Below are 17,679 nucleotides of genomic sequence, written 5' to 3' on the forward strand. Positions count from 1 at the left end.
GGTGAGTGACGTTTCAGGGTTCTGTTTTGCTTCCTTCTCAGGAAGCCCTCATACAAAGAATGCATCATGTTGCCAGTTATAGCGATCAGCTGCTGGTGCTTTCTGGTGTCAGCGGCTCAGGCAAAACCACCTTAGTGACCGGATTTGCGACTGATTTTGACGAATCCAATGCGGCATTTGTGATTTGTCCTATGCATGCTGATAACGCTGAGATACGCCGCAAAATTCTAGTCCAGTTAATTTCATCCCCGATTTTTGACGACGATATTCCCCTTGCCGATACCTTGTTGCGGCTTGCTAGTACCCAAACTAAACCCCTACATATTATTATCGATGATGCGCATTTATTGCCTAAGGCATTATGGGCAGAGTGTATTATTCTCAATCAGATCCAGTGTGCGGGTAAGAATATTGCCGTCACGCTCACGGTTCCACCGGCATTTTTAGCCGACCTATTACCCCAATTGCCTGAGCAGTTACGGCGACAAATATTACCTATCAATATTGAGCCGTTAACCATGCCCGAGCGTGAGGCCTTATATCAAACGTTACTGAGATACAGCGAGCAAAATCCTTTTACGCCAAGGGAAATCGTACGTAGTCAGCTTGAGAAGCAAACGGGTACGCCGCAGGAAGTGGTCAATCTGTTAGATAAAGCCTTGCATAGCACGTCAGAGAAAACATCTTCTTGGATGAAGTATAAAGCCGTGATGGTGACAGCTGTGAGCATGTTGTTAGCGCTAGGTATTTGGCTTGGTGTTACTCAGCCTTTTTCTGAGGAGCAAGCTCCAGAGGTCGTGACTTATCCATCGATAGATTCACCCGCCTTCTTGTCCTACGGGCAAAAAGTTTTAGCGCCCTATTTTATGCTGCGCGCTGAGCAACTAAAGCTCGCTGTGGAGACTGCGAAAGTGATTGAAATCGAGACGGCAGAAGCCAAAACTGAACAAGCCGTTGATCCTTTAAGTGAATTCCACGGTGAAGCGCCACATCCTGTGCCTGACGATGCCGCTTTGATGAGTGTGGGTGAGGAGAGTAGCAAGTCTTTTGGTGAGGATAAGCCGCCTGAAGAGACCAAATCACAAGCCAAAGTAGCAGAGATTCAACCTGTAACGGCTGCGACTGCAAAGGTTGAAAAGCCGATAACTAAAGTATTCTTTGATACGAAAAAGCCGCTCAAGGGTTACACAATACAGATTGCCAGTGTTGCTCAATTGGATACCCTGCGTTCGACACTAAAGAGTATCGAGCATGTCGAGGGTGTTCGCGTTGCACGACATAAGCAACGCTGGGTTGTCCTTGTTGGCAACTACAGCAATAGTAAGTCAGCTTCGAATGCCGCCGCACAATTGGTTAAAGAGTATCATCTCGATCAACCTTGGGTTCGCAAATGGGCCGATTTGAAAGATTATCAACTAGAAGAAAGTCTGCCAAATCGTGAAATTTCAGAATAAACAGAGTACAATCATGGCCTTTATTTTTGTCGGCATTCATCAAGTTAAATGATAAAAAAACACAGAGCCTTCCTTAAGTGGGCTGGCGGTAAATTTAAATTGGTGGATGAATTGGCCAGTTATTTACCTACTGGAGACCGTTTGGTCGAGCCATTCGTGGGTGCAGGATCCGTTTTCTTAAATACGGATTATCCTAGCTATCTGCTCTGTGACATTAATCAGGATTTGATCGAGCTATACCAGATTGTGAAGCATCAACCAGAAGCTTACATTGCCGCAGCTAAGGCGTTGTTTGTTGATGAGATGAATCAAAAAGATGCTTACTATAAGGTGCGGACCGACTTTAATAAATGCCGTGACCCTTTCCAGCGTTCCGTGTATTTCCTCTATCTAAACCGTCATGGTTTTAATGGTTTATGTCGTTATAACCGTAAGGGCGGTTTCAATGTGCCTTTTGGTTCCTATAAAAAGCCGTATTTCCCCGAAAAGGAAATCTGGGCCTTTTCTGAAAAAGCGCAACGTGCCGAGTTTAAATGCATAGGCTATGAAAAAGCCTTCGAGCAGACACGTAGCGGTGATGTGGTTTACTGCGATCCACCTTATGCGCCATTATCGACCACATCCAGTTTTACGACATATGTTGGTGCGGGTTTTAGTCTAGACGATCAAGCACTGCTGGCCCGTCATTCGCGCCATACAGCACTAGAACGTGGTATTCCTGTGTTGATCAGTAATCACGATATTCCATTGACTCGCGAGTTATACCGCGGTGCTCACTTAGCGACAATCCAAGTGCAACGTAACATTAGCCAAAATGGCAGTGGCCGGAACAAGGTGGATGAGTTGATGGCGTTATATGATGAAAATTACGATTCAAAGGATGACTAGGTTCGACATAGCCTACGTTCAGCTAAGCACTTGTCCTACGAGAAACATCAAACTTGCCACTAAAACGATTGCCAATACGATTCCCATAGCTATGTAAGGTAATGGTGAACCCGTTTGGAAGTCTTTTTTACGATTTTCGTCAGTTTGTACCCCGAAAAAGGCGGCGAAGGTACTGTGGAATACTTGCCAGATACGGCTAAGCATTAATAGGCGAGATGCGATGTAGTGGGCTTGAGGTCATCCATAGGTTTATCTTGATGGCCGTGTAATAGCTCAAGCAGATCGACAAAGTGGAACTGACTCGAACGGTTTTTTCCTGTGAGCCACGTTTTCCAGCTTAGGGTTTGTGCTTGATCGGCGCAACGATTATTAGGATGACTACTAGGCAGAGCATTATTGTAACGGGTGTCACTGCTACAAGCGCATGAAGCTGTTTCGGTATTTTCCGTAAGTTTTTCAACACCAAAAGCTAACGTGGCCACGACAACAGCAGTGAATGCCAACATCATAGATGACTTAAATGTCACTGACTTAACATAGTGTGAAAACAAACTAAACCGCCCCTTCATAACGCTTCCTTTGAAATGAACCAGCATTGCGCCTCGAGTATAACAAACTCGCCTAGTTTATGAACAAAAATTTATCAATTGCCGCCAAAATGCTCGAAAATATTAGCTTATTTTACCGAATCCAAGCCCCAATTGACTGCGATAGTTACAGAATGTGCTGCTTTGCTGACACGGGCATCGCGTATCAATTGCCAGAAATGTGGCTTTAGCTATAGAGGCTTAGCTTGGCTCAGGGTAAAATAAGGCACTTTTTATCCAAATAGCAGCGAGTGTTTTATGCGTCCATTCTTGATTGCTCCATCGATTTTATCTGCCGATTTTGCCCGTTTGGGCGATGATGTAAAAGCCGTGTTAGATGCGGGGACCGACGTAGTGCATTTTGATGTTATGGATAATCACTATGTCCCTAACTTAACAATTGGCCCCATGGTGTGCCAAGCGCTGCGTAACTACGGTATTACCGCCGATATTGATGTGCATTTGATGGTTAAGCCAGTTGACCGTATCGTGCCTGATTTTGCTAAAGCGGGCGCATCTATTATTACTTTCCATCCAGAAGCCTCAGAGCACGTCGATCGCACACTGCAGCTGATCAAAGAGTGTGGCTGTAAAGCGGGTCTCGTGTTTAATCCTGCCACACCACTGCATTATCTCGACCATGTGATGGATAAGCTGGATGTGATTCTATTGATGTCGGTGAACCCTGGCTTTGGCGGCCAATCTTTTATTCCATCGACCTTAGATAAGCTGCGCCAAGTGCGTGCACGTATCGATGCCAGTGGTTTTGATATTCGCTTAGAAGTGGATGGCGGCGTTAAGGTCGACAATATTGCCGAAATCGCCGCCGCCGGTGCCGACATGTTTGTTGCGGGTTCTGCCATTTTCGGCAAGCCAGATTACAAAACCGTTGTTGATGAGATGCGTGCCGAACTTGCTAAAGTTGGGGCATAGGTATGTGGGATAAGATTAAAGCGATAGCGTTTGATCTTGATGGCACGCTGATCGACAGTGTGCCTGACCTAACCGTTGCCACGCAGGAAGCCTTAGCCGAGCTAGGGTTGAAGAGCTGCTCTGAGGCCCAAGTGCGTACTTGGGTCGGTAACGGCGCAGAGATGTTGATGCGCCGCGCCATGACCCATGCCTTGGGATTGGATGTTGAGCAAACCGCGCTTGATGCGGCCATGCCGATTTTTATGCATCACTATCAAGAGAATCTTGAGAAGCACAGTGCGCTGTATAGCGACGTGCATCAAGTACTGCAAACCTTATTCGATGCAGGTTTTAAGCTCGCCGTTGTGACCAATAAACCCTATCGTTTTACCTTGCCATTACTCAATGCCTTTGGGATTAATGACTTTTTCAGCTTAGTGTTAGGTGGCGATACCTTAGCTAAGATGAAGCCCGATCCTTTGCCGCTACAGCACTTATTACATGAGTGGCAATTGGATAAAGAGGCGTTATTGATGGTCGGCGACTCTAAAAACGACATTTTAGCGGCGAAAGCGGCTGGGATAGCGTCAATCGGCTTGACCTACGGCTACAACTACGGTGAAGATATTGGGCTCAGTGGCCCAGATGCCGTATGCGAGCAATTTAGTGAGATTTTGAACTGGGTAAAACCTACTAAGTAATGCGTGTTTACCCGTTTTTTAGTCGATTTTTTATAGTCTTTTTATATATAGATAGTGGAGCAATGACGTAATGACCAAACCCATAGTACTCAGCGGTGCACAGCCGTCCGGCGAATTAACCATAGGTAACTACATGGGTGCATTGCGTCAATGGGTTGCGATGCAAGATAGCCACGACTGCCTCTATTGTGTGGTCGACTTGCATGCCATTACCGTGCGTCAAGATCCTAAAGCGTTGCGCGAAGCTTGTTTAGACACCTTAGCCCTGTATTTGGCCTGTGGCGTCGATCCTAAAAAGAGCACAGTGTTTATCCAGTCACAGGTGCCACAACATACGCAATTAGGTTGGGCACTAAACTGCTACACCCAAATGGGCGAGTTGAGCCGCATGACGCAGTTTAAAGATAAGTCACAAAAGCATGCTAACAACATCAACGTGGGTCTGTTTGGTTACCCAGTGCTGATGGCGGCGGATATTCTGATTTATCAAGCGAACGAAATCCCAGTTGGTCAAGATCAGAAGCAACACCTTGAGTTAACTCGTGATATCGCGACTCGCTTCAACAATGCCTACGGTGATACTTTCACCATTCCTGAGCCATTTATTCCTGAACATGGCGCGAAAGTGATGTCGTTGCAGGAGCCGCTGAAGAAGATGTCTAAGTCAGACGAGAACCGTAACAACGTCATCGGCCTGCTAGAAGATCCAAAAGCCGTGCTGAAGAAGCTGAAAAAAGCTATGACAGACAGTGATGAGCCGCCAGTCGTGCGTTTCGATATGGACAATAAGCCAGGCGTTTCTAACCTGCTGAGTCTCATGTCGGGAGTGACGGGGCAAAGCATTGCAAGCCTAGAAGCCGAGTTTGAAGGCAAGATGTATGGCCATTTGAAAGGTGCAGCAGGCGAAGCTGTTGTGGGCATGTTAGAGCCACTGCAAGAGCGTTACCGCGCGATTCGTGCCGACCGTGCTTACTTAGACCAAGTGATGAAAGCTGGCGCTGAAAGTGCGCAGGCGCGCGCCGAAGTGACATTGAAGAAAGTGTACGAGAAGATTGGTTTGTTAGTGTAATCAATCGATATCGATAAATTAAGCCGACGTCAGCGTCGGCTTTTTTGTGTCTGGACGTTCACCTTAGGCCTGTGATTTTAGCCAAGATGAGAAGGCAGCAATCGCAGGCTCAGATAAACGGCGCTGTTTACAAAAGAAAGTAAATTCAAATCCTGTATGCACATCGGGAAGATTCAAAGCGACTAAACGCCCCGTGGTGATATCGCCAGCCACCATAAAGTCCGGCGCTAGGGCTAAGCCTTGGCCTGCAATCGCCGCCTCAATTGCCATCACAATATGACTAAACACATGCTGTTGTTCGTTATCGAGTGGGATCTGGTGTGCCGATGACCACTTGTGCCAGTCGAGTCCGAGTGGGCCTTCATCGACAACCAGCAGGGCTTGTTGCTGGAAATTGCTCAGGCTAATGTCGCGCCATTTAAGGTAGAAATTTGGGCTGCACACTGGGATTAGCCGTTCTTTGTGTAGTAACTGTTGCCAATAGCCGCGTTGATTCAGTTTTCCTGCGATAAAGATATCTGCCGTGCTAGTGCTGAGATCAGGATCTTGGGTGATCATCTCAAGGCGGATTTTTACGCTCGGATATTGGCGGCGAAAATCGGCGAGTCTGGGGATCAACCATTTCACCGAGAAGGAACTGTAAACTGCTAAGCACAGCTGCTGATTGGGCGTGTCGCGCACCTTCAAATTAAGATCACTTAACTCGTTGAATATCCGCTCTAACTCTAGAAATAGTCCGTGTCCCTTCTGGGTTAACTGCAGTTTACGCCCCTGGCGGTCAAACAGTTGCTCGCCAAAATACTCTTCTAATACTCGTACTTGGTGAGAAACCGCACTTTGGGTGATGCACAGTTCATCGGCTGCCTTAGAAAAATGCTGCTGTCTGGCGGCGGCCTCAAACACTTGCAGAGCGCGTAATGGTGGTAGCTTTCTCATTATTTTCAATATCTAAAGGCTTTAGTATGAATTTAATTCATCTAGCATGAGAAAGCATCATTTCAGCTTAAGTTTTGGGAGGATTATCATGCCGCCATTGAGATTTATGGATGTTAAAAAATGCAACGCCCAGTTGTTATCGGTTTGATTTTATTGATAGTAGGTAATCTATTTAGTGCCTTCTATGATGTGTCGATAAAGTGGTTGCCGGACGATGCGAATGCCTCGACTTTCCTCCTTGTCAGGCAAATCTCCTCAGTCTTTATGTTGTTGCCAGTGTGGTTGTATTCACAGCGGCCGATGACGACACATATTTCAGTTCACCTTTGGCGTGCCAACATAGGCTCAGTTGGCGCGCTTTTTTTAATTATTGGCTTGATGGCATTGCCACTCGCGACGGTTAGCTCATTGTTTTACTCGGCACCTTTGATGATCATCTTGATGGGGTATTTTTTCCTGAGGGAGCGGATCACTGTTGCCCAGACCATCTGCACTGGCTTAGGTTTTGTTGGTATTTTGATTATCCTGCGGCCGAGTGAAATGAACTGGTATGGCATTGCTGTGCTATTTTCGGCTTTTACCTTTGCGGTGAATCAGTTAGCGCTGAAAAAAGTGCCTAATGCAGAGCATCCCGTGTTAACGCTGATGTTGTATAACTTGCTGGGTATTCCAGCGACGTTAGTCATTGCGGCGTTTCAGGGCATCGAAGGTTTGAGTTGGGAGCTGGTGGGCGTGGCATTGCTGAGCAACGCATTTTTACTTGTGTATCATTGGTTTTGCGTGCTGGCCTACCGTAAAGCACAGGCAAGCGATATCGCGATTGCGGAATACACTGGCTTGTTATTTATTGTCTTTTTAGGCTGGTTGTTATTCGATGAGTGGTTGGATAACTTAAGCTGGCTCGGCGCTGCTTTGATTGTGTTGCCTTCGTTGTGTTTACCTTGGTTAGGGTCGCTGTTATCAAAATCGACGCCTAAGGTTGCGGATACACTAACGGGTAAATAACGCTGAGCGTTTAAGCCTAAGTATGCGAGTTGACTCGCGACTTAGGCTTCACTGCCCAAATACTCACATTTCAACATACTTGAATTGTAAAGTTACTCTGTATATTCAAATACTTTCACCACTTTACGCACGCCTGCTGTATTGCGGGCGATATCGACAGCTAAATCTGCTTGCGAGCGATGGATAACACCAAGTAAGAAGACTTCACCATTTTCAGTGATGACTTTAATGCGAGTCACATCTAAATCTTTCTCGTTTAACATGCGGCCCTTCACTTTGGTGGTGACCCAAGTATCGTTGCTGCGTGTAGTGAAAGAAGTCGGGTTGCCAATGCGGATCTGATTGTGGATCTTGCCGCCTAGTTTAAGGTCTTGCACAACCTTGATGGCTTTATCCCTTAACATGGAGTTAGGGGCTTGGCCTATCATAAGCACATTGCCATTGACGGACACGCCAGTGATATTGGTTTGTTTTTTAAGATCTTCTTGCTCTAGCAGTGCGCTAGTTATCCTAAAATCCGTATTAGTATCATCAATCTGTGTCTTAACAGTGCGCTCATCATTGGCCATCATGGCGCCACTCACTGCGCCCACCATAACGGCACCGGCGCAGCCTTGTAGCAGCAAGCAAACCATTAACAGTGGGGCAGCGTGTCTCATTGCTGCTCGTCCTGCGGGAAGAGTGTGCGGTCGATGTTGTCACACAGGCAGTGGATCACCAGTAAGTGCACTTCCTGAATTCGTGCGGTGACGTTAGAAGGCACGCGGATTTCCACATCGCCCACGCTCAGCAGGCCAGCCATAGCGCCGCCATCTTTACCCGTTAGGGCAACGATAGTCATGTCGCGGCTTAATGCGGCTTCCATGGCTTTGATTACGTTACCTGAATTACCGCTGGTGGAGATTGCCAGCAGAATGTCGCCCGGTTGGCCTAAGGCAAAAATCTGTTTTGAGAAAATCTCATCATAGCTATAGTCGTTGGCGATAGCTGTGATGGTTGAAGTGTCAGTAGACAGGGCGATGGCCGGTAAGGGTGGACGCTCAATCTCGTAGCGGTTTAGCAATTCAGCTGAGAAATGTTGTGCATCGCCAGCGCTGCCGCCGTTACCGCAAGCAAGGATTTTATTGCCACCCAAAAGACAGTGCACCATCATCTCGGCCGCTTTGGCGATTGATTCTGGCAGTGCTTCGGCTGCATCGATTTTTGTCTGGATAGATTCAGTAAAGCTGTCTTTAATGCGTTCTAACATGGATAAATCCTTTCAGGATAAAGTGTTGCTATCATGCCATATTTCCACAAGCGTGTTGAGGCACAGACGTTAAAAATAATTTGTGTTGCTAATCTCGCACTATTGGCGCTTAAAAGGCATCGACGAGCCAATGAATTTGATCGGCTTCCATGGCTATGACATCGAAACGACAGGGCACATCGAGCCGATTGAGTTGCAAATAATGGTTGGCCGCTTTGCGAATCCGCGTTATTTGCGCCGCGCTTAAAGCCTGTAATGCGCCGCCATATTGGGTTGCCGAGCGATACTTCACTTCAACAAATACCCAATGGCTTTTATGGCGCATGATTAAATCAATTTCCCCAAACGGATAGCGGACATTACGTTCGACAAAAGTTAACCCTTGCTGTTCAAGGTAACGTTGTGCGTGCGCTTCTGCCTGTTGTCCGAGTGTCATAGCTGGCGGAAGCTGCCTCTTTGGTAGCGTCCCCAGCTTAATTGGCGGTTTACTATGCCATCTGGGTTAACCGATAAAGCGCCGCTGCGGCCATTGAATTGGTAGCCCGTAAATGAGCGCATTTGTGCTAAACGGCCGATCAAGTCCATCGCATCATAACCCATAACAAACAAACGTTTCTGACTGTTATTCCAGCCCGAAAATAGTGTGTTAACCATGAGGTTTTCTTCGCCGTTTTGCATCAGCCAAGGGGCATCACTGAGGGTGAGGTTATTTAAATCCTGCGCCGTTTGTGTGCTTTCGTTCTCAACTCGGCTGCGGCTTGAGGTATACAAGGGCACAGGTTGAGTGAACACGCTGAAGTTAACATCGATAAAGGCCTTGAGCAGAGTCAGATCCTGCGGCGTTGAAATCATATAGATAGCATCAATATCTTGGCGTGAGCGGAAGTCAGCCTGCACTGAGTTACCCAGCAGTTCCTTGATGCGTGCGATACGGGCTTGGCTATCACGCACGCCAAGGGCATCTTGCACTGTGGTTTTCATTTTGTCGCCGCCATCGTAGTAATAGACTTCGACGACGTTATCGCTCTTCTTTTTCCACGTTTGAATAAAGCTCTCGGCCATACGTTTGCCAAGGGCATCATTGCTGGCGAGCAGCAATGGCATAGTGACGCCATCTTGATATAAATGCTCGGCGGCATCGGCTGCTTCTTGGGCTGGTGATAGCGCAAAGTAGAATTTGTTTGGATCGGGTGTGAATTTATCCACTTGATTCAAAAAGAGTTGTGGTACAGGCGCAGCAGGAGCTGCAGCAACCGTATTGGCCGTTTTGTCTGGGTTGGCAGCATTGGCCAGCGCATTAGTGGCGGCAGTATTTGCCGCATTCATCACTTGTAGTTGTTCGATTTCAGTCGGCAGTAATGGGCCTATAATAAACTCGGCTCCCGCCATCAGCGCCTGTTGATAGGCACTCGCAGCATCGTTGGCCGTATCGTAAAAATTCACTGCGACTTTATCGTTTTGCTTCGCCATATAGCTGGCTAATATGCCTTGGCGAATCGCATTGGCGGCGTTCGCTCGTGGGCCAGTCAGCGGCAACAGCACGGCAATGTTTTTCGGTGTAAAAGGCTTAGCGTTGAGGGCTCTGTCTAAATCGGCAGGCAACTTTGCCGCAGCTGGGTGATAAGGGTTCTGCTTTTGCCATTCACCTAAGTAGCGCACTAACTGGGTGGGATCGACGGCATAATGCTTAGCGATATAAGCCAGTTGTAACCAGCCCGCAAACACTGGACTTTTAGCATCTTGGGTAAACGTCTTTATGGTTTGTTCGTGCATCGGCTGCAGCACTTGCCAAATGGTGTTATTCACTTCGTTGGCTTGGGCGGGTGGCAAGTAAGTTGTCAGTAAACTCAACTCGCGTACTTGTTCAATTGGCTGTTTATTCAATTGATATAAATGCGCCTTGAACTGGTGATAGGCCGTCATCTGCCAGCTTGGCAGGCTCCAATTACTTGGATAATTTAAGGTTTTAAGGGCATCACTGTAGGTGGACGTGTGTTCAAGCACTCGTGCAGTTAAGTATTTATGTTCGGCCAGTAATGTTGGGCTCTGAGTTAAGCTCGGCAGTATCGATTTGAGTAGCTTCTGCGCCGCGGCATAGTCATTGGCATTAATATAGGCATGGGCTGCTAGCAGCAGATTAGTATCGCGCTGCTGCGGATCTTTACTATTGGCCGCTTGCGCCAAATAGACATTTGCCGTCAAAGGTGCGGATGCTAATGAGGTAGCCAATGTGGCGGTTGTTCCAGTGGAATTGGGCGATGAAACACCACAACCCGCCAAGATTACCGATAAAATGGCCACGGAAACGAACTTAGTTGTATTCAGGCTTTTTAACACTGGGCTTCACTCTGGTAAGATGCGGCCTCTAGTTTAACCTTCTCTCGCGCTTGACGAAAGTCTTGGCACTGTCATTACAGAGGTATATATGGACCAAAGCGTCGCACTCTACATAGTTCCTACTCCCATAGGTAATTTGGGCGATATGAGCTCGCGGGCAATAGAGGTGCTGAATCAGGTTTCATTGATCGCCTGTGAAGACACTCGCCACAGCGGTAAGTTGTTGAGCCACTTCGGCATTACCACTAAAACTACGGCCTTGCATGACCACAACGAGCGTGCGCGTGCCCAGTGGATTGTGGATCAGCTTGCAGCGGGTCAGTCGATAGCATTAATTTCCGATGCGGGTACGCCGTTGATTTCTGATCCTGGTTACCACTTAGTCTCACATGTGCGCCAATCTGGGTTTAATGTGATCCCTTTGCCGGGCCCTTGCGCGGCGATTACGGCCTTAAGCGCCTCTGGTTTGCCATCGGACCGTTTTACTTTTGAAGGATTTCTGCCCTCAAAAGAAAAAGCCCGCGCCGATAAGTTATTGGCACTGAAAGAAGATCCGCGCACGCTGATTTTTTATGAATCACCGCACCGCATCGAGCATAGCTTAACGACTATGGTCGAAGTGCTGGGCGGCGATCGCCATGTAGTGATGGCACGCGAAGTGACCAAAACCTTCGAAACCTTTTTATCTGGCCCCGTCTCAGAAGTGCTTGCCACCGTAAGTACTGACCCGAATCAGCAGAAGGGTGAAATCGTACTTATGGTGCATGGTTACCATTTGAGTGATGACGAAGCGATTCCAACCGTCGCCATCAACACGCTCAAGCTCTTATGTGAAGAATTGCCATTGAAGAAAGCCGCTGCAATTGCCGCGCAAATTCATGGACTTAAAAAGAATGCTCTGTATAAATACGGGCTAGAGTCTGATTTATAAGCGCTAAAACGGCCGCGAGCGGATTATCTGTGGTGCATCAGGGTGGCTTAGGCTATAATCCGCGCCGAGTTGGCCAGACAGTCGCCGCGTTCGCAAGAACGGGGAGGAAAGTCCGGGCTCCAAAGAGCGGGGTGCCAGGTAACGCCTGGGCGGTGCGAACCGACGACAAGTGCAACAGAGAGTAGACCGCCTGCCTGATTTATCAGGTCGGTAAGGGTGAAAGGGTGCGGTAAGAGCGCACCGTGCGGCTAGCAATAGTTCGTAGCAAGGTAAACTCCACCCGGAGCAAGACCAAATAGGGTTCCGTATGGCGTGGCTCGCGTTGGAACCGGGTAGGTCGCTTGAGCCTGTGAGCGATTGCAGGCCTAGATGAATGACTGTCCAAGACAGGACCCGGCTTATCGGCCAACTCACCTCATTCAACAAAAAGCCCGTTTGTCGTAATGACAAACGGGCTTTTTGTTTTTAACTGTTGCAGCTTTAAGCGACCGTTACTTGTTAAATGATTAAAAATCAAAGTGTTGAATTCCCCGTCCGTATCCAATCTATATCCTATTTAGTTCTCTGTTCTGTCGCTCTCTTTATCAGCCTTCGCTGCAGGTAAAAATTACCCTATGTAGGTAACATCTACCGTTAACTGAGGGCGCGGATATAAAGCATTTCAATCTAAGTCTATGTTTTTTTATTTGCTTATATCAATTGGCTTAGCCATTGCATTGGTTTATATGCAAAGTGCAGCATTTTGTTGCATTGCACTCAGTTCACCAAGGAGTCTGCTAATGGCCAGTTCAAAAAGTGTAACAGAACAAACTAATAGTAAAGATAACGGCGCGTTGAATTCACCAACCACAGCGAAAGCCAGCGAAGTGACGCATCATGCCGTTGACGCTGTGGCGGAGAAAGCCGCTGTTGCAGAGGATACTTTGCGTAAAACCGCCGCCAGCTCGCAGGAAACGCTGGCGCACAAGCAAGAGGAAATCAAACAACAACTGCAAAGCTCTTACAGTAAAACCCGTGAGCTGGCAGCGCAAAATCCGCTGGCCACCGCCGGGATAGCGTTTGCAGCTGGTGTAGTGTTGACTGCCTTGTTACGCCGTCGCTAGGGTGGGTTTATGCAAAACCGTGCACAGTCAGAGGCGCCAGAGCAAAGACCAGTCCAGCATGCTGAACTCACTGGGCAGCCTGCATCCGCTGCCCAGAATAAGGTGGTTGATCATGCCATTGAGCAATTGGCTGAAATAGCGGCACTGAGCAGCTCGGTGAAGCAAGCCTATATCAATCAGTTAAATTTGGCAGGAAAAATAGCAACGACAGAATGGCAGTTAACGGGTCGCAGCTTGATTATTGCTGCGGCTTTGGTTGTCTGTTTTGGGACGGGTATTACCCTATTCTGGGGCAGTACTTTATTGCTGCTGGGCTATATGCTGTTTCAACTGAGCGGCTCGTTGTTGATTACCGCGAGCGCGTTAGTGGTATTGCAGTTTGTGTTATTGATTTGGTGTTGGCGTAGTCTGAGCTATGTGCTGTCGCAAGCCGGTTTTTCAAAGACTTGGCAGCAGTTACGGTTGTTGTTTTCTACTCAACACTCAGCCAACAAACAACAGGAAGATCAACAATGCTAGTGCAAAAGTTACTTAAAAAGCAGCAATTAGAGCTCACTGTACTGACGGAGCAAGGTCGGCTGCAGCATGAGTTATTGCAGGTGAGGAAACAACAACTAGCGCAAAGCGGTCGTGCTTTTATTGGGTCGACACCTGGCTTAATCGTCAGTTTTAGCCTTGGCTGTCTGTTTCAAATGCGCCACAACAGCACAGTAAAACTGCTGCGTAGCACCTTTGGTTTGCGTTGGATGACCAAACTCTAACTGCCCAGCCTTCCTATGGCGGTTAGCGTTTGACTTTGTCGGATTCGCAGTTCCTAAATCAGCGACTAAAAACTGCTTTTTACTAGGAATCGCCATTCCCAGCTGTTGACTGACTCGCCGCCTGTATAAGGGAGTGAAAAATCGATATGGGCGACGTTGCCATAGCTGGAGCGAGAGGAATAAATTCGCGCGCCTATGCCTATGCTCCCCAGTGGACCGCTGACTTCGTTATTCTCGGCAAATTGTCCGCCGGAGGCTTGACCCAGATCGGCAAAGACTGCCCAACCCAATTCAGCCAATTGATATAAGTTGATATTGGGGTAGTTGCGTATCTCGGCGGTCAGTAACCACTGATTGTCCCCTTGTTGGTATTCGTTGGGATAGCCGCGTACGCCAGTTTCATCTCCCAGCCCTTTGCTCAGATCCAGATAAGTGTTCTTTGAAAGGCTAGCCCATGCTTTGCCGTAGGCTGTCCACTTAGGATTGATTTGATAGAAGTATTCGGCTTGGATATCGACCTTGTAAGTGTCTTTTTGGGTTGTGCCAATTGTGCTAGTGCCGCCCATTTCTAACAGCCACAGTTGATCGTCGAACTTATAGCCGCCAGTACTTTGCCAATTGACGTGGTAGCCGACAGGATTGTTATCTCCTATGTCGTTGGTTTCTATGCCGAGTTGCACATAGTGATGCCAGCCTAAGTTAAAGTCTTCGTTGTTAGATATCAGGTGAACGTTATTCAGTACGTGGAAATCATCCTGGATAAACTCGTATGCGACCCAAGGGTACATAAAGTCCCTGTCTTGAGGCAGCATCGAATTGGGGTAGAGATCTGAATTGGCAAACTCATGTTTGTCTTGGGTAACACCGGTAATAAAGCGAGAAAGATGCTCACTGTTTTTATTGATTAACCAACCATATTTTAGATTGAGGTAGTCGACTGTGTGTTCGAATTCATTTATCTCTTGCCCATTTTGTCGAATCGTATCGATACGGTTATCGTCTAAAAACTCAGCCGAATACATGGTATTGGTATCGAGTGAATAGAAGGGCTTACTGACATAAACGTGTTTCGCTTGGCCGTCGCTATTGTCGTAAAACTCGGCAGCAACTGTGCCGTGTTCGATAATGCTCAGCGGCGCTTCGAAAGCAAATTTATAGCCATTGCGGGACTCGTTGGACTGGTACTTGAGTCGAGTGCGAATGCCTGTTCCGAGTAAGTTATCTTCTTTAACGCCGAAGGAATAGCGAGTGTCGCCACCTGAACTACTCAGGCTCGCAGTTGGCAGTAATGACCAGTTATCCCAGGTTTCGACGACAACGGATTCAACCGTGGGATCGGTATCGGCGAGGGGATCTTTTTCGGCAACATAAATTTTGGCGTCGCGGATATAGGGCACGGCCCGTAATAGCCGTTGCGATTCATCGAGATCTTTCTGGGTGACAGTATCATTTTCGCCGAAGGTCAGTTTATCGAGCACCACGTATTCTTTAGTGTTGATATGCAGGGCGTTCGCCCAGCGGTGGATGAAAAAAGCATCGGGATCGGATTCATCAAAAATTGGATTGTTAACTACGACAATCTTGCTGACTTTTTTGGTTTCTTGAGCCTGTGTTGCGGGATCGGCGAGCTTAGCTTCTTCTGCTTGGGCAGCACTGATCAGGCTGCCAACACAACAAGGTAGGATGCATGCATACTGAATGAATTTCTGCATAAAAGACCACTCCCATGAAATTGACGACTGCAGCGAAAATAGCTTCACTCTGCAATTCACAATTTAATAACACATGGAAAGTGGAGGTTAGTCAAGAAAACATTTTAATAAGTTTCTGATTTTACTTAAGGTTAGCTTAAGATTGTCTTGAGGTGGCGGCTGGGCGTGGGCTCCAGCCGAATTCACAATTGTTACAATGTTCGCTTTGGCGGCACGGCGACGTTGGCAAAAATCAATCCCGCGATCAGCGACATAAAAATCAAAAAGATTTGCGAGCCAATATGGGATTGATTGAGCATAGTCTCACCTGAGATTAAGGCATTGAGTCCGATATAGGTTTTACTGCCGGGCACTAAGATGACTATGCCTTGCAACAGGGCGATGGAGGCGGGAGCTTTCATCCAGCGGGCGAAGAGGTTGGAGTAAATCCCGACAGCCAAGGCGCCAAAGAAAATACCCACCGAATCACCAAAATAATGCCCGCCGAGCATGGCCGAGAAAAACGCCACTATCCCTGCTAATACGCCCCAAGGTGAATCTTGCATCCGCGCCTTGAAGATAAACACTAACGCCATAGATAAAATCGGCACCGCCGACCAAATTGCCCAGCGTGGCAAGCCTTCTGGCTCGATATGAATCGCTTCGCCAAACACGGCTTTACCAATCGCCATGCCGAGCACTGCACCAAAGTACAGTTTAAACAATTGCATAATCGCATCCATGATGCGCGCCGTGCCGGAAATCAAATCCCGCGCGGCGAGTTCGGCCAGACCTAAGGTTAACGCTAAGCCGGGAATAAAAATAATGATCGAGGAGAGGATCACCACTGGGATATTAATGTTGGGATCGATACGCGCTATGCCGCAGGCGGCGATGGCGCAAAGAATGGTGGCGAAGGGTTCAAGCACTTCGGCCATGCGTGCCGAGCGTTCGGCGCGGTATACCAAGCCATAGACAAATAAGCCTAATAACCCAGACCAAAATACATCGTTCCAACCTGTGCCCATTAACATGGCGAAGGCGGCGGCAGAAGTACCAAATGAAAAACAAGTTAACACTGGGCCATAGGGATTGGGTTTGTTGGCGATTTCTTCTAAGCGGTCTAAGGCCTCGGCCAAAGTACGCTTACCCGAAGTTAATTCATCGACTAATTCATCGGTGCGGGCGAGTGAACCTAAATCGAGTTCGCCGGGCTTCACCCGAGCGGCATGGTTATATTCTTGATCTGTATCGTGTTGTAAAACGAAGGTCATCGAAGTTGGCGAGATAAGGAAGTAGCCTTCGATACCTAAGGTGCGCGCAACGGTTTGTAAGTGGGTTTCTAGGCGATAAGCGGGTGTGCCAAACTTATGCAATGCCTTGCCTAGCTTAATGATAAATCTGCGTTTTTCGATAAACTCGTCGTTATCCAATCGGGGTCTTCACTGTATAAAAAGTTGTAGGGATTAACGCGCGCATATTAACCTATCTTGTCTATAAAAGGTTAACGGCTTTTAACCTTAATACAAATAAATTGCTGAATTTTTGCAGCTCGGGCTATAGTCAGCTTTTTGATAAGGGGAAATAGATATGTCTTTGATGGTAACGGGTCTTTACGCTAGCCTCACTGGGCTATTAATTGTCGCTTTAGCCTATCGAGTCGTGAAGGTCAGAAAAAGTCACAAGATTGGCCTAGGGGATGGCGGTAACAATGCGCTTGCCTTAGCGAATCGCGTCCATGTAAACCTGATCGAAAATGCGCCTATCGTATTGATTCTCATGCTGGTGGCCGAAGCCGGTGGCTTACCCGTATTTTATCTCCACTGCTTTGGGACTGTGTGGATAGTGGCACGCCTGCTCCATGCTATCGGCTTAACCCAAGGCCAAGGGGGTTATCATTTTGGACGTTTCTGGGGCGTATTGCTCACTTGGCTAGTGATCATCAGTCTTGCATTGGTGAATTTGCTGCATTTTGCCCAAGGTTTAGGAAAGGGTCTCTAGGCTGGTCGGTTTGGGCGGTCAATTCCGCCCCAAGCCATATCCATAGCGGATTTA

20 protein-coding genes and 1 other RNA gene are annotated in these 17,679 nt (G+C 47.6%); 12 read left to right on the forward strand and 9 right to left on the reverse strand.

Features of this window, described 5'->3' with window-relative positions:
* Positions 1-5 precede the first annotated feature (5 nt).
* Together NE536_RS15775 and NE536_RS15780 are read left to right on the forward strand one after the other, a co-directional pair.
* Positions 6-1,454 (forward strand): AAA family ATPase, encoded by a 1,449-nt coding sequence (locus NE536_RS15775; RefSeq protein WP_261273275.1) that lies wholly within the window; start codon positions 6-8, stop codon positions 1,452-1,454.
* A gap of 48 nt (positions 1,455-1,502) precedes the next feature.
* Positions 1,503-2,342 carry a Dam family site-specific DNA-(adenine-N6)-methyltransferase gene (locus tag NE536_RS15780; protein ID WP_261273276.1) on the forward strand — a complete coding sequence of 280 codons (840 nt, stop codon included), beginning with the start codon at positions 1,503-1,505 and terminating at the stop codon, positions 2,340-2,342.
* An 18-nt stretch (positions 2,343-2,360) separates the two neighbouring features.
* Here the strand turns inward: NE536_RS15780 and NE536_RS15785 are convergent, their stop codons facing one another.
* Positions 2,361-2,546, reverse strand: a complete 186-nt coding sequence (locus NE536_RS15785; protein ID WP_106649110.1) for a DUF2970 domain-containing protein — start codon at positions 2,544-2,546, stop codon at positions 2,361-2,363.
* The gene (locus NE536_RS15790; RefSeq protein WP_220591366.1) at positions 2,546-2,911 is read right to left on the reverse strand and encodes a hypothetical protein; all 366 of its coding nucleotides are present in this window, start codon (positions 2,909-2,911) and stop codon (positions 2,546-2,548) included. Before NE536_RS15790 ends, NE536_RS15785 begins: the two co-directional genes overlap by 1 nt.
* 276 nt (positions 2,912-3,187) lie before the next feature.
* Here NE536_RS15790 and rpe point away from each other — a divergent pair, with 276 nt between their 5' ends.
* The 3 genes from rpe (at position 3,188) to trpS (ending at position 5,611) form a co-directional block, all read left to right on the forward strand.
* Positions 3,188-3,862 (forward strand): ribulose-phosphate 3-epimerase, encoded by a 675-nt coding sequence (rpe, locus tag NE536_RS15795; protein ID WP_006084504.1) that lies wholly within the window; start codon positions 3,188-3,190, stop codon positions 3,860-3,862.
* 2 nt (positions 3,863-3,864) lie between these two features.
* Positions 3,865-4,542: a phosphoglycolate phosphatase gene (locus NE536_RS15800; protein ID WP_261273277.1), complete on the forward strand. Its 678-nt coding sequence runs from the start codon at positions 3,865-3,867 to the stop codon at positions 4,540-4,542.
* 70 nt (positions 4,543-4,612) lie between these two features.
* Complete coding sequence (gene trpS / locus NE536_RS15805) at positions 4,613-5,611, forward strand: tryptophan--tRNA ligase (RefSeq protein WP_006084501.1); 999 nt, start codon at positions 4,613-4,615, stop codon at positions 5,609-5,611.
* 63 nt (positions 5,612-5,674) lie between these two features.
* On the opposite strand, the gene NE536_RS15810 is transcribed toward trpS, so the two are convergent.
* Positions 5,675-6,547, reverse strand: a complete 873-nt coding sequence (locus NE536_RS15810) for a LysR substrate-binding domain-containing protein (protein ID WP_261273278.1) — start codon at positions 6,545-6,547, stop codon at positions 5,675-5,677.
* A 120-nt stretch (positions 6,548-6,667) separates the two neighbouring features.
* On the opposite strand from NE536_RS15810, the gene NE536_RS15815 reads away from it, so the two are divergent.
* Complete coding sequence (locus NE536_RS15815; protein WP_261273279.1) at positions 6,668-7,552, forward strand: DMT family transporter; 885 nt, start codon at positions 6,668-6,670, stop codon at positions 7,550-7,552.
* A 92-nt stretch (positions 7,553-7,644) separates the two neighbouring features.
* On the opposite strand, the gene dolP is transcribed toward NE536_RS15815, so the two are convergent.
* The 4 genes from dolP to NE536_RS15835 form a co-directional block, all read right to left on the reverse strand.
* The gene (dolP, locus tag NE536_RS15820; protein ID WP_106649115.1) at positions 7,645-8,211 is read right to left on the reverse strand and encodes a division/outer membrane stress-associated lipid-binding lipoprotein; all 567 of its coding nucleotides are present in this window, start codon (positions 8,209-8,211) and stop codon (positions 7,645-7,647) included.
* The gene (locus NE536_RS15825) at positions 8,208-8,801 is read right to left on the reverse strand and encodes a phosphoheptose isomerase (RefSeq protein WP_006083530.1); all 594 of its coding nucleotides are present in this window, start codon (positions 8,799-8,801) and stop codon (positions 8,208-8,210) included. Before NE536_RS15825 ends, dolP begins: the two co-directional genes overlap by 4 nt.
* 109 nt (positions 8,802-8,910) lie before the next feature.
* Positions 8,911-9,237 carry a YraN family protein gene (locus tag NE536_RS15830; RefSeq protein WP_006084496.1) on the reverse strand — a complete coding sequence of 109 codons (327 nt, stop codon included), beginning with the start codon at positions 9,235-9,237 and terminating at the stop codon, positions 8,911-8,913.
* Entirely contained in the window at positions 9,234-11,138 is a 1,905-nt protein-coding gene (locus NE536_RS15835; protein WP_261273280.1) for a penicillin-binding protein activator, read from the reverse strand. Before NE536_RS15835 ends, NE536_RS15830 begins: the two co-directional genes overlap by 4 nt.
* A gap of 88 nt (positions 11,139-11,226) precedes the next feature.
* Between NE536_RS15835 and rsmI the strand changes: the two genes are divergently transcribed.
* From rsmI to NE536_RS15860, 5 genes are all read left to right on the forward strand, one after another.
* Positions 11,227-12,069 (forward strand): 16S rRNA (cytidine(1402)-2'-O)-methyltransferase, encoded by an 843-nt coding sequence (gene rsmI, locus NE536_RS15840; RefSeq protein WP_261273281.1) that lies wholly within the window; start codon positions 11,227-11,229, stop codon positions 12,067-12,069.
* Between the two features lie 65 nt (positions 12,070-12,134).
* Positions 12,135-12,486: RNase P RNA component class A (rnpB, locus tag NE536_RS15845), an RNA gene on the forward strand.
* 362 nt (positions 12,487-12,848) lie between these two features.
* Positions 12,849-13,172, forward strand: a complete 324-nt coding sequence (locus NE536_RS15850) for a DUF883 C-terminal domain-containing protein (RefSeq protein ID WP_006083526.1) — start codon at positions 12,849-12,851, stop codon at positions 13,170-13,172.
* 9 nt (positions 13,173-13,181) lie between these two features.
* The gene (locus NE536_RS15855) at positions 13,182-13,691 is read left to right on the forward strand and encodes a hypothetical protein (protein ID WP_261273282.1); all 510 of its coding nucleotides are present in this window, start codon (positions 13,182-13,184) and stop codon (positions 13,689-13,691) included.
* Positions 13,685-13,933, forward strand: a complete 249-nt coding sequence (locus NE536_RS15860; RefSeq protein ID WP_220776805.1) for a hypothetical protein — start codon at positions 13,685-13,687, stop codon at positions 13,931-13,933. The genes NE536_RS15855 and NE536_RS15860 overlap by 7 nt, the downstream gene beginning before the upstream one ends.
* Before the next feature lie 65 nt (positions 13,934-13,998).
* On the opposite strand, the gene NE536_RS15865 is transcribed toward NE536_RS15860, so the two are convergent.
* Together NE536_RS15865 and NE536_RS15870 are read right to left on the reverse strand one after the other, a co-directional pair.
* Positions 13,999-15,645 (reverse strand): BamA/TamA family outer membrane protein, encoded by a 1,647-nt coding sequence (locus tag NE536_RS15865; protein ID WP_261273283.1) that lies wholly within the window; start codon positions 15,643-15,645, stop codon positions 13,999-14,001.
* Positions 15,646-15,836: 191 nt separating this feature from the next.
* A complete protein-coding gene (locus NE536_RS15870; protein WP_261273284.1) occupies positions 15,837-17,057 on the reverse strand; it encodes a threonine/serine exporter family protein in 1,221 nt (406 codons plus the stop codon).
* Positions 17,058-17,214: 157 nt separating this feature from the next.
* Between NE536_RS15870 and NE536_RS15875 the strand changes: the two genes are divergently transcribed.
* A complete protein-coding gene (locus tag NE536_RS15875) occupies positions 17,215-17,625 on the forward strand; it encodes an MAPEG family protein (RefSeq protein ID WP_006084485.1) in 411 nt (136 codons plus the stop codon).
* Positions 17,626-17,679 lie beyond the last annotated feature (54 nt).

It is taken from the genome of Shewanella septentrionalis (assembly GCF_025370265.1).
Classification (GTDB): domain Bacteria; phylum Pseudomonadota; class Gammaproteobacteria; order Enterobacterales; family Shewanellaceae; genus Shewanella; species Shewanella hafniensis.